The organism is Nakamurella endophytica, assembly GCF_014646215.1.
Taxonomy (GTDB): Bacteria; Actinomycetota; Actinomycetes; order Mycobacteriales; family Nakamurellaceae; genus Nakamurella; species Nakamurella endophytica.
In genome coordinates, this window is record NZ_BMNA01000020.1 from 31,694 (window position 1) to 43,069 (window position 11,376).

At 74.5% G+C, this 11,376-nt stretch carries 9 protein-coding genes and 1 tRNA gene; 5 read left to right on the plus strand and 5 right to left on the minus strand.

Features of this window, described 5'->3' with window-relative positions; all coding sequences use genetic code 11:
- Window positions 1-103: 103 nt before the first annotated feature.
- A complete protein-coding gene (locus tag IEY37_RS21200) occupies window positions 104-463 on the minus strand; it encodes an HNH endonuclease (protein WP_229674744.1) in 360 nt (119 codons plus the stop codon).
- Window positions 464-547: 84 nt separating this feature from the next.
- On the opposite strand from IEY37_RS21200, the gene IEY37_RS21205 reads away from it, so the two are divergent.
- The 3 genes from IEY37_RS21205 (at window position 548) to IEY37_RS21215 (ending at window position 3,554) form a co-directional block, all read left to right on the plus strand.
- On the plus strand, window positions 548-1,255 hold the full coding sequence (locus IEY37_RS21205) for a gamma-glutamyl-gamma-aminobutyrate hydrolase family protein (protein WP_188944931.1): 708 nt from the start codon (window positions 548-550) through the stop codon (window positions 1,253-1,255).
- A 160-nt stretch (window positions 1,256-1,415) separates the two neighbouring features.
- On the plus strand, window positions 1,416-2,771 hold the full coding sequence (locus IEY37_RS21210) for a DUF4032 domain-containing protein (protein WP_188944941.1): 1,356 nt from the start codon (window positions 1,416-1,418) through the stop codon (window positions 2,769-2,771).
- Between the two features lie 225 nt (window positions 2,772-2,996).
- Window positions 2,997-3,554 (plus strand): HdeD family acid-resistance protein, encoded by a 558-nt coding sequence (locus IEY37_RS21215; RefSeq protein ID WP_188944932.1) that lies wholly within the window; start codon window positions 2,997-2,999, stop codon window positions 3,552-3,554.
- 112 nt (window positions 3,555-3,666) lie between these two features.
- On the opposite strand, the gene IEY37_RS21220 is transcribed toward IEY37_RS21215, so the two are convergent.
- On the minus strand, window positions 3,667-5,130 hold the full coding sequence (locus tag IEY37_RS21220) for an NAD-dependent succinate-semialdehyde dehydrogenase (protein WP_188944933.1): 1,464 nt from the start codon (window positions 5,128-5,130) through the stop codon (window positions 3,667-3,669).
- A 550-nt stretch (window positions 5,131-5,680) separates the two neighbouring features.
- Between IEY37_RS21220 and IEY37_RS21225 the strand changes: the two genes are divergently transcribed.
- Window positions 5,681-8,170, plus strand: a complete 2,490-nt coding sequence (locus tag IEY37_RS21225) for a bifunctional lysylphosphatidylglycerol flippase/synthetase MprF (protein WP_188944934.1) — start codon at window positions 5,681-5,683, stop codon at window positions 8,168-8,170.
- Window positions 8,171-8,569: 399 nt separating this feature from the next.
- Here the strand turns inward: IEY37_RS21225 and IEY37_RS21230 are convergent, their stop codons facing one another.
- Together IEY37_RS21230 and IEY37_RS21235 are read right to left on the minus strand one after the other, a co-directional pair.
- Window positions 8,570-9,550: an aldo/keto reductase gene (locus IEY37_RS21230; RefSeq protein ID WP_188944942.1), complete on the minus strand. Its 981-nt coding sequence runs from the start codon at window positions 9,548-9,550 to the stop codon at window positions 8,570-8,572.
- Window positions 9,551-9,692: 142 nt separating this feature from the next.
- Window positions 9,693-10,466 carry an endonuclease/exonuclease/phosphatase family protein gene (locus IEY37_RS21235; protein ID WP_188944935.1) on the minus strand — a complete coding sequence of 258 codons (774 nt, stop codon included), beginning with the start codon at window positions 10,464-10,466 and terminating at the stop codon, window positions 9,693-9,695.
- Here IEY37_RS21235 and IEY37_RS21240 point away from each other — a divergent pair.
- On the plus strand, window positions 10,465-11,070 hold the full coding sequence (locus IEY37_RS21240; protein ID WP_229674745.1) for a hypothetical protein: 606 nt from the start codon (window positions 10,465-10,467) through the stop codon (window positions 11,068-11,070). The genes IEY37_RS21235 and IEY37_RS21240 overlap by 2 nt on opposite strands.
- Window positions 11,071-11,152: 82 nt before the next feature.
- Here the strand turns inward: IEY37_RS21240 and IEY37_RS21245 are convergent.
- Window positions 11,153-11,225, minus strand: a tRNA-Thr gene (locus IEY37_RS21245).
- Window positions 11,226-11,376: the final 151 nt, after the last annotated feature.

The window sequence follows — 11,376 nt, forward strand, 5'->3', positions numbered from 1 at the left end:
GCGGGACGGCCGGATCCACCCGGCGTGTCGGACGGTGTGCGCTGCGTCGCGTCGGCCACCCCGCCGGCGGGTCGGTGCCCGGCGACCCGGACGGCGGGGCGCTTCAGCCGAACCGGCGCAGCTGCTGCTCGACGTAGTGCCGGGCGCGCCGCTGGCCACCGCGCGCCCGGATGGCGTCGTCGAGGGACAGCAGGTGTCGGCGGACCGCGGCCAGGTCCACCGGCCAGCCCCGGGCGGCGCACTCGGCGGCCCAGCTGGACGGCGACCGGTGACCGCGCTGCCCGTTGCACCGCCGGCAGGCGGCCACCTCGTTCTCCAGCCAGCTGGGGCCGCCCTTGACCTGCGGCACCAGGTGGTCGGTGGTGGGCACGACGAGGCCGGCGAACGGCCGCCCGCACCACAGGCACGACGCCCCGTCGCGGAGCAGCACCTGCTCCAACCGCTGCGCCCGACCCGGTTGCACCCCACCATCGTGCCGATCCGCCCGGTGCAAACTGGTCGACGGCCGCGCCATCCCCGGCGACGGCCGGACGAGGGAGGGCGGACCGTGGGCCGACCGGTGATCGGGATCAGCTGCTACCGCGAGCCCGCGTCCTGGGCCGCGTGGGACCGGGTGCCCGCCGTCCTGCTGCCCGCGCGCTACGTCGACGCGGTGCGGGCCGGCGGTGGCTCGCCGGTGCTGCTGCCGCCGCTGGATGCCGGCGACGACGCCGCGGACCTGGTGCGCCGGCTCGACGGCCTGGTCGTCGCCGGCGGCGCGGACGTCAACCCGACCCGGTACGGCGAGCTGCCGCACGCGGCCACCGCCGGCTGGCGCGACGACCGGGACGTGTCCGAGTTCGCTTTGCTGGACGCCGCCGAGGACGCCGGCCTGCCCGTCCTGGGCATCTGCCGCGGCATGCAGGTGATGGCCGTCCGCGCCGGCGGCCGGCTGCACCAGCACGTCCCCGACCTGGTCGGGCACGAGCGGCACTCGCCCGGTCCGGGCCGGTACGGGTCGGTCCCGGTCCGGACGGTGGCCGGCACCCGGGTCGCCGCGCTGCTCGGCGAGGACCTCGACGTGCCGTGCCACCACCACCAGTCCGTGGCCGAGCACCCCGGCTACACCGCCGCCGCCCTGGCCGACGACGGTGTGCTGGAGGCCATGCAGGGCAACGGGTCCCGCTTCGAGGTGGCCGTGCAGTGGCACCCGGAGACGGGCACCGACATGCGGCTGTTCCGGGCGCTGGCCGACGCCGCGGCGGTGCGGGTCTGACGGTGCCCGCCGGGTCGCCGGCACGGTGAGGTCCCGGCCGCCGGTCCGGTGCGCTCCGGAGCGCCGGTCCGGTGCACGTCCGGCCGCCTGACCGGTACCGACCGGGTCGCCGCGGTCCCCGCTGCGCCGGGCCGCGGTGTGCCACGCTGGCCGGGTGCGCATGCAATTCGCCTCCGGACCCGATCCGACGGATCTGCTGACGCTGCCCTGGTCGACCCCGCTCGAGGACTGGCCGCGGGAGCGGCTCGTCAGCCTGCCGCGCGGGATCTCCCGTCACGTGGTGCGTTTCGTGCGCATGGGCGGGGTCGTGTACGCCGTCAAGGAGATCGACGAGGGGCTGGCCCAGCACGAGTACGAGCTGTTGCGCACCCTGGCCAAGACGGGCGTCCCGGTCGTCCAGGCGGTCGGCGTCGTGGCCAACCGGACGTCACCGGACGGCGAGCCGCTGGACGCCGCCCTGGTGACCAAGCACCTGCGCTTCTCGCTGCCCTACCGGGCGCTGTTCTCCCGGCGGCTGGACCCCGACCTCGAGCCCAAGCTGCTGGACGCCCTGGCCGAGCTCCTGGTGCGGCTGCACCTGGCCGGGTTCGTCTGGAAGGACTGCTCGCTGTCGAACACCTTGTTCCGCCGCGACGCCGGTGCCCTCGCCGCCTACCTGGTGGACGCCGAAACCGGTGAGCTGCGGCCGTCGCTGTCCGACGGGCAGCGCCAGCAGGATCTGGACATCGCCGAGATGAACCTGGCCGGGGAGCTGCTGGACCTGCAGGAGTCCGGGCTGTTGTCGGACACCGTGGACCCGGTGGACACCGCGGTGTCGGTGCTCGACCGGTACGCCAACCTGTGGCGCGAGCTGACCGCGCCGCTGCGGATGGGCGAGGACGAGTGGTGGCGGATCGAGCAGCGGATCCGCCGGCTCAACGACCTGGGGTACGACATCGCGCAGATCCAGGTCAACGAGCAGGAGGGCGAACCGCACGTGCTGGTGCAGACGCAGGTGGTCGAGGCCGGCCACCACCAGCGCCGGCTGTTCGACCTGACCGGCCTGCGGATGCAGGAGAACCAGGCGCGGCGCGTGCTCAACGACCTCGAGACCTACCGGTCGCAGGCGGTCCTGCCGGAGACCGAGGTGGACGAGGACACCGTGGCGCGCCACTACGTCAGCGACGTCTTCGAGCCCGTGCTGGAGGCCGTGCCCGCGCACCTGTCCGAGAAGCTGGAGCCGGCGGAGATCTTCCACGAGGTGCTCGAGCACCGCTGGTTCCTGTCCGAGGCCGCCGGTCACGAGGTGCCGATCGAGAAGGCCGTCGACTCCTACGTGGACACCGTGCTGCAGTACCGGCCGGACGAGAAGGCCCTGTTGGACCCGGATCTCATGGGCAACGGGCTGCTCAGCTCGCTGCAGGCGGAGTCGATGGTGGAGCGGGTGCCGGACGTGCTCGGCTCGGCCGGCGGCGCGGAGGGCGCCGCCGAGGACGCGCGCTGGGAGGCGGCGGCGCTGCGCTACGGCGACGGCTGACCGGCCCGCCACCCGGGCCCGGAGGTGGCGATGTCGGCCGGAGCGGCCCGGCGGGCGGCATGCCCGCCGCTGTGGTCACCGGCGTGGTGACACCCGTCCGGAGACCCGCCCCGTGCCGCCTGATACGTCACGGCCGATCGCTGCGCTACGGTCGGCGCGATCCGCCGCGGTGCCGGCCGACGCGACCGGGGACCGGGCACCCGCACCGCCCTGACGGAGGACGTCGTGACGACACCCCTGCTGCAGCTCGCCGGCCGCTACTGGTGGGTGCTCGCCGTCCGCGGCGTCATCGCCGTCGTCCTGGGCGTCATCGTGCTGGTCGCTCCGGGCGCCGGGCTGGCGTTCGTGCTGGCCCTGGTGGCCGCCTACCTCGTCGTCGACGGGATCACCGCACTCGCCCACGCCGCGGCCGAGCGGCGCGCCGGCCGGCCGTGGGGCGGGTGGGCGTTCCAGGGCGTGGTCGCGGTGGTGGCCGGCATCCTGACCCTGGTCTGGCCGGGCGCGACCGCGCTGGTGCTGCTCTACATCGTCGGCATCTGGGCCGTGGTCGGCGGTCTCGCCGCGGTGCTGTCGGCGCTGGCCCTGCGACGCCACGGCGCCCGGTCCGGCTGGGTGTGGGTGCTGGTCTTCGGCATCGCGGCCGTCGTCTTCGGCGTCAGCCTGCTGGTCGCGCCGGTGGCCGGGATCCTGACCCTGCTCTGGCTGGTGGGCGTCTGGGCGCTGATCGCCGGCGTGCTGCTGCTGACCGCCGCGTTCGCGGTGCGCCGGGCCGCCCGCAGCTAGGCGCCGGTCGCCGCGCGGCCCCGACCTGACCGGCCCGGCGCCACAGCGGCAATCGCGGCGGCCAGGACGGCCGGACGGCTGTTCGGACGCGGCCGGGAGCCCGGCCGGCGACTCAGAGCGAGATGCCGACGTACTTGGTCTCCAGGTACTCGTCGATGCCCTCGGCGCCGCCCTCGCGGCCGAGCCCGGACGCCTTGACGCCGCCGAACGGCGCCGCCGGGTTGGACACGATGCCCTGGTTGACCCCCACCATGCCGGTCTGCAGGGCCTCGGACACGGTCAGCGCCCGGGACAGGTCCCTGGTGAACAGGTAGGAGACCAGCCCGTACTCGGTGTCGTTGGCCAGCAGGACGGCCTCGTCGTCGGAGGCGAAGGTGGTGATCGGCGCGACCGGGCCGAAGATCTCCTCGCCGAACATGTCCGCGGTAGGCGGGACGTCGGTCAGCACCGTCGGTGCGTAGAAGTGGCCGGACCCGTCGACCGGCGTGCCACCGGTCACCACCCGCGCACCGGACTGCACCGCGTCGTCCACCAGCTCCGACACCTTGCGCACCGCACCGGCGTCGACGAGCGGGCCCACCTGCACGCCCTCCTCGATGCCGGGGCCGACGTGCAGCGCCTGCATGCGCTCGGCCAACCGCCGGGAGAACTCCGGGGCCAGCGACTCGTGCACCAGGAAGCGGTTGGCGGCGGTGCACGCCTCGCCGATGTTGCGCATCTTGGCCAGCATCGCGCCGTCGACCGCGCGGTCCAGGTCGGCGTCGGCGAAGACCAGGAACGGGGCGTTGCCGCCGAGTTCCATGCTGGTCCGCAGCACCTGCTGGGCGGACTGGCCGATCAACGTCCGGCCGACGGCGGTGGACCCGGTGAAGGTCAGCTTGCGCAGCCGCGGGTCCGCGATGATCGGCGCGGACACCTCTCCCGACCGGGTGGTGGTGACGACGTTGATCACCCCGTCCGGCACGCCCGCCTCGGCCAGCACCTGCGCGAGAGCCAGCATGGTCAGCGGCGTCTGGGCCGCCGGCTTCATCACCACGGTGCAGCCGGCCGCCAGCGCGGGACCGATCTTCCTGGTGCCCATGGCCAGCGGGAAGTTCCACGGGGTGATGGCGTAGACCGGGCCGACCGGCTGCTTCATGGTCAGCAGCCGGGTGCCGCCGGACGGGGCGACCGACCAGCTGCCGCGGACCCGGACGGCCTCCTCGGAGAACCACCGGAAGAACTCGGCACCGTAGGCCACCTCGCCCCGGGCCTCGGCCAGCGGCTTGCCCATCTCCAGGGTCATCAGCAACGCGAACTCCTCGGTCCGCGCGACGAGCAGCTCGAAGGCGCGGCGCAGCATCTCGGCCCGCGCGCGGGGCTCGGTGGCCGCCCAGGCCGGCTGCGCCGCGACCGCGGCGTCCAGCGCCCGGAGCCCGTCCTCGGGCCCGGCGTCGGTGACGGAGGTCAGCACCGAGCCGGTCGCAGGGTCCTCGACCGGGAGGTCGCCGCGGCCGGCCGACCACCGGCCACCGATGAACAGTCCCGACGGCACCGACGCGAGCACCTCGTCGATGCGGGCTGCGGTCACAGGCATGCGTCCTCCGTTCGTCCAGACACCGGTCCGGCGCGACCGGGCCCGGCGGCCCGGCGCGACGGCGGCCCCATCGATCCTGCCACCGCCACCGGGCGGTCACCGCGGCGGACAGCGGTCGCCCGGACCGGCCGGACACCCGATCCGCGGGCCGTCGCGACCGCCGTGGATCAAGATCCCCCGAACACGCCGCGGAACCAGCCCTCCGCGCAGCCACAGTGAGCACATCCGTCACGGACAGCGACGAAAGTCTCGGCTATCGGTCACGGACCGCCAGCCGGTCCCGTCGCCGACGCGACTGCGACCCGGGCGATGCATCACGCACCGTCACGATCAATCACGGAGCAACCGGTAGGAACCGGACGAACGACCAGCGGCGCATCCGGGTCGGCACTACCCTCTGCAGTGGCGGTGGGCTCGTCGTGAAAGTCCTTGGAAAAAGTTGTGCTCGAGGCGGATCACGGCAGGCATTGCCTGCGTCCTAGCACTGCTCCACCCCGGACGGGCCTCCCGATCGGGTCCACCACCCACACGCCAGTGCCCAGGAGTACCGATGTCCGCACCGTCCCTCCCGGCCGCCGCCCACCGGGGCCGCGCTGTCGCAGGGTTCCTGCTCCGCCAGGCCGGCTCCGCCGGACGGTCCGTCCTCCGCACCCCCGTCACGCTCACCACCGTCGGGCTGCTGCTCGGCGCGGGCGTCGCCACCGGCACGCTGTGGCGGGCGGCCGATCCCGGGACCGGCGTGCTGCGGTCCCTGGCCTACGGGGTGCCGAGCATCCAGGACGGCTCGTGGTGGACGTTCGGCACCGGCGCGTTCGTGCTCTCCCGGCCGGTCTTCTATCCGCTGGTCGCCCTGCTGCTGCTGGTGGGGCTGGGCCGCTTCGAGCGTCGCCTCGGCGGCGTCCGGGCGGCCGTCGCGCTGCTGGGGACCCAGCTGGTCGGCACGGTCGGCGCCGCGCTGATCCTCTGGCCGTGGGACAACCGCAGCTGGCCGTGGGCGGCGGCGCTGGCCGACCGGGTCGACGTCGGGATGTCCGCCGGCCTGCTCGGACTGGCCGGTGCCGGGACGGCGCTGCTGAGCCCCGTCTGGAGCGCCCGCATCCGCGCCGCCGGCATGTTCTACCTGTCGATCCTGGTGCTCCGCTCCGGCCTGCTGTGGGACGTCGAGCACCTGCTGTCCTTCTCCGCCGGCATCCTCGTCGGCCCGCGTCTCGCCGGCCGCCCGCACGTCCGGCCGCACCTCCGGCGGCTGACCGGCCTCCGTGCGCGGCAGGGTGTCTCGCTGTTCCTGATGGCCGCGGCCGTGGCGAACCTGGTCGAGGCCGTCTATCCCGGTCCGGGCGGCGTGCTGGGTGACGGCGTCCCGACGCACGCCCCGATGCACGCGCTGCCGCTGCTGCTCGGCGAGCTGGTCGTGCTGTTCCTGGTGGCCGACTCGCTGCGCCGCGGCCGGGCCGCGGCGTGGTGGCTGGCCACCGTCGGGGCCTCCGCCACCCTGGTCAACTCCGTCGTGAACACCCGGCACGGCATCGTCCACCTGGGCGACGCGCTGTGCGCCGCGGTGGTGCTCGCCCTGCTGCTCGGCTACCGCAACGCCTGGAGCTGGCGCACGCCGGACGGTTTCGCCGTCCGCTCGCTGCGCCGCGTCGCCCTGGCGGTGCTGGCCGGCGCCGTGGTGTGGGTGGCCCTGCTCTGGTCGGTCCGCTCCCACCTGGATCCGCACGCCGGTCTGGTCGACCTGGCCCGCGAGGCCATGGCGCGGATGACGTTCAACGCCGGCCCGCTGCAGGCGACCGACGGGGTGGCCCGCACCTCGATGCGGATCGCCACCGTGCTCTGGTCGCTGACCCTGATCGGGCTGCTGGTGCCGTGGCTGTACGCGGACCGCGGTCCGGAGCGGGCGCCGCGGGAGACCGTCGGCACGCTGCTCCGCCGGTACGGCGGCGGTTCGCTCGGCTGGATGCGCACCTGGCCGGCCTTCACCACCTGGACCACCCGCGACGGGCAGGTCGCCATCAGCTACTGCGTGGTGGGCACCGTCGCCATCGCCATCGGCGACCCGGTCGGCCCGGAGTCGGAGTTCCCGACCGCCGTGCGGCAGTTCCGGCAGTTCTGCGCCTGGGCCGGCTGGGCCCCGACGTGGTTCGCGGCCACCCCGGCGCTGGTCGCCGCGGCCGAGGGCTGGAAGTCCACGCAGATCGGCGAGGACACCGTCATGGACCTGTCGTCGCTGGAGTTCGTCGGCAAGACCTGGCAGGACGTGCGGACCGCCCGCAACCGGGCGACCCGCGAGGGCATCACCATGCAGATGGGCCGGCTCGCCGACTTCGACGCCGAGCTGCGCGCCCGGATCGAGGCCATCTCGACCGAGTGGGTGTCGCAGAAGGCGCTGCCGGAGATGGGCTTCACGCTCGGCACCGTCGGCCACGCCCTCGACCCGGAGATGCGCACTCACCTCGCGGTCGACCGGGACGGCACGGTGCAGGGCGTCACCACCTGGCTGCCCGTGCACCAGGACGGCGAGGTCGTCGGCTGGACGCTGGACCTGATGCGCCGGCGCCCGGACGGCTTCCGCCCGGTGATGGAGTACTTGATCGCCGAGAGCGCCCTGGCGTTCAAGGCGGAGGGGTACCGGACGGTCAGCCTGTCCGTCGCGCCGCTGGCCCGCCGGACCCAGACCACGGGCCGCCGGACGGTGCTGGACCGCAGCCTCGACCTGCTGTCCGGCCTGCTCGAGCCGACGTACGGGTTCCGCTCGCTGCTGGCCTTCAAGGCCAAGTTCCACCCGGAGTTCCGGCCGGTCTACCTGGTCTACACGGGCACGGTGGACCTGGCGGCCATCTCGCTGGCCATCGGCCGGGCGTACCTGCCGAACCTGGACACCCGGCAGGCCGCGATGCTGCTGCGCGGGCTGCGCCGCAGCCACGCCCCGGGGGCGGCTGCCGGTTCCACCGCTCCGGCGGCCCCGGCCGCACCGGCGACCCCGGCCGCACCGGCGACCCCGGGCGCGCCGCAGGGCGCCAAGGAACTGGCCGCCGTCTGATCGGCTGGCCGGCCGCCGGACCGCCCGGCGGGATCCAGGACGACGACGAGCACGACCCGCACGACCCGCACGACCCGCACCGACCCGCCCCGGTCCCCGCAGGGACCGGGGCGGCGGCGTCCCCGTCCCCGTCCCGGTCTCCCTCTTCCGGGGCGCTGCCGGTCGGCACGGAGTCCGGTGGGCGGGGACGCCGATCGGCACCACCCCACCCGTGCCGACCGGCGTCGGTGCGGGGACGGGAGCACCCGGTGGACCGGTTGCACCCGGCGGCACCGGCCACGGCGTCGGGACCCGCGGCGCGCAGCGCTGGCGTCCCACCGGCGGGGGCCGTCCGGCCGGCGGTGCTGCCTACCGTCGGGCCGTCCCAGCGGCTGTGCCCGTCCCAGCGGCGGTGGCCGCCTACCGGAATCCGACGATGGGGCGCGGCCGGTAGAACCGCTCCAGGGTGGCCACCTGGTCCGGCGAGAGCGTCACGGACAGCGCCGCCACGGCGTCGTCCAGATGGCCGACCTTGGTGGCGCCGACGATCGGCGCGTCGACCACCGGCTTGGTGAGCATCCAGGCCAGTGCCACCTGCGCCCGCGGGACCTCGAGCTGCTCGGCCAGCTCCCGCACCGCCTCGACGGTCTGCCGGTCGTCCTCGTCGTACAGCGTCGAACCGAACCGGTCCGTCTCGCTGCGCGCCGTGGTGGCCTTCCAGTCCCGGGTCAGCCGCCCGCGGGCCAGCGGGCTCCACGGGATGACGCCCACCCCGAGGTCCTCGCACAGCGGGTGCATCTCCCGCTCCTCCTCGCGGTAGAGCAGGTTGTAGTGGTCCTGCATGGACACGAACGGCGTCCAGCCGTGGGCCTGCGCGACGTACTGCGCCTTCGCGAACTGCCAGGCGTACATCGACGAGGCGCCCAGGTACCGGACCTTGCCGGCGCGGACGACGTCGTCCAGCGCCTGCATCGTCTCCTCGATCGGCGTGCCGTGGTCCCAGCGGTGGATCTGGTAGAGGTCGACATAGTCGGTCCCGAGCCGCCGCAGGCTGCCGTCGATCTCGGACAGGATCGCCTTGCGGGACAGCCCGTCGGCGGTGCCGGCGTCCGGCCCGCTCCGCCGGTTGTTGAAGACCTTGGTGGCGATGACCACGTCCTCGCGGCGGGTGAAATCGCGCAGCGCCCGCCCGGTGATCTCCTCGCTGCTGCCGTCCGAGTAGGTGTTGGCGGTGTCGAAGAAGGTGATCCCGGCGTCCACCGCCTGCCGGATGATCGCCCTGGACTCCTCCTCCGGCAGCGTCCACGGGTGGTTGCCGCGGTCCGGCTCGCCGAAGCTCATGCAGCCCAGGCAGATCCGCGACACCTCCAGTCCGGTGCTGCCCACCTTGGTGTACTCCACGGCCACCGCCCCCTCCGCTCGCGCAGCCCGCGCGCCGTGCCGGCCGGCGCCGGACGTGCGGCCACGATAGCCACGGCGCCGCACCACGGGTCCGGCGGTCCCGCAGCGCCGGCGGCCGCGCGCACCGGTCCGCCGGCCCCGGTCAGCCGGCGGGCCCGGCGACGTCGACCACCAGCGCACGGTGGTCCGACAGCGCCAGGGCCGGGGCCCGGACGCCGGTGACCGCGCCGAGGCTGCCGCGCAGCAGGATGTGGTCGAGCTGGCGGTCGGGCGACTCGACCGGGAAGGTCGGCGCCGCCCCCAGCGAGGTCCACCCGGTGATCGCCGCGGGCCTGGGCGCCGGCATGTTCAGGTCCCCCATCAGGACCACCGGCTCGGTGAACGCCGCCAGGTCGCGGCGCAGCCTGGACAGCTGGAGCCGACCCCAGCCCGGCACGAAGGACAGGTGCGTGTTCGCGACCACGACCGGGCCGAACGGGGTCCGCAGCCGCCCGACGACGACGGACCGCGGCTCCTCCTTGACCAGGATGACCTTGCGCGGGGTGCGCAGGTAGACCGGGACGGTCACCGGGATCCGCGGCAGCCGCACCACCTGCCAGGAATCGGCGGGGTACCGGGACAGCAGCGCGATCCCGTAGGCGGCGGTGCCCGGTTGCTCGCGGCCGGTGGCGGCCATCCAGGTCGCGCCCGGCGTGCCGGAGATCGCGGCGACGAAGCGGTGCGCCACCGCGCCCATCGCCTCGGCGGCCACGGCGGTGAGGTCGGCCAGGTGCGACCGCGGCTGGTCCCGGTCGACCTCCTGCAACGCCAGGACGTCGGCGTCCAGCTCGCGGACCGCTTCGGCCAGCCGGTGCAGGTCGACCCGGTCGTCGGCGGGTGACCGGCCGTGCAGGATATTGAAGGTCGCCAGCCGCATGCAGAGGAAGGTACCGACCATCGAACCGACCGCTCCGCCCGGCGAGACCCCGACCGAGCGCGACCTCCTGCGCACCGCGCTGAGGGTGGCCGGCTCCGCGCTCAAGGCGTCCGGCCTGCCATTCGCACTGGCCGGCGGCTACGCGCTGTGGGTGCACGGCGCCCCGGAGACCGAGCACGACGTCGACTACGTCGTCGCCGAGGAGGACGTCGAGGCGGCGGCGGCCGTGCTCGCCGAGGCCGGCATGGCGATCGAGCGGCCGCCGGAGGACTGGCTGTTCAAGGCCTGGCTCGACGGCGCGCTGGTCGACGTGCTGCACCGGCTCAACGGTGCGCCGGTCGACTCCCCGGTGCTGGAGCTGGCGCAGGACCGCGAGGTGCTGGGCATCCGGATCCCGGTGCTGCCCGCGGACCACATCGTCGGGACCAAGCTGCGGACGTTGACCGAGCGGTACTGCGACTTCGGCGCCCTGCTGCCGGTGGTCCGGGCGGTCCGCGAGCAGCTGGACTGGCAGCGGCTGCGCCGGACGACCGCGGACAGCCCGTTCGCGGAGTCGTTCCTGTTGCTGACCGACCGGTTGGGGATCAGCCCGCCGGCCGGGTGACCGGGCCCTTCCGGAGGGGATGGCCCGGGGGCCCGACGGAGACGGAGTGGGACGGCGGGGACGGCGTGCCGCCGTCCGAACGAGCCACCGGTCGGACTTGAACCGACAACCGCCCGATTACAAGTCGGGTGCGCTACCAATTGCGCCACGGTGGCCGACCCCGCGGGATCTGCGACGAGCGTAGTGGCCGGCGGGCTCCCCGATCGGGCGGCCCGTGCCGGCCTGGGGCGGCCCGTGCCGGCTAGATGTACTGCCCAGGGAGGTTGGTTGAGGTTGTGTAGCGACACGGTGTGATCTGCGGGGTTG

Excerpts from the sequence above, each read along its gene's own strand:
- IEY37_RS21220 (WP_188944933.1), bottom strand. The coding sequence starts at position 5,130 with ATGCCTGTGACCGCAGCCCGCATCGACGAGGTGCTCGCGTCGGTGCCG.
- IEY37_RS21210 (WP_188944941.1), top strand. The coding sequence starts at position 1,416 with ATGCAATTCGCCTCCGGACCCGATCCGACGGATCTGCTGACGCTGCCC.
- IEY37_RS21235 (WP_188944935.1), bottom strand. The coding sequence starts at position 10,466 with ATGCGGCTGGCGACCTTCAATATCCTGCACGGCCGGTCACCCGCCGAC.
- IEY37_RS21225 (WP_188944934.1), top strand. The coding sequence starts at position 5,681 with ATGTCCGCACCGTCCCTCCCGGCCGCCGCCCACCGGGGCCGCGCTGTC.
- IEY37_RS21240 (WP_229674745.1), top strand. The coding sequence starts at position 10,465 with ATGCAGAGGAAGGTACCGACCATCGAACCGACCGCTCCGCCCGGCGAG.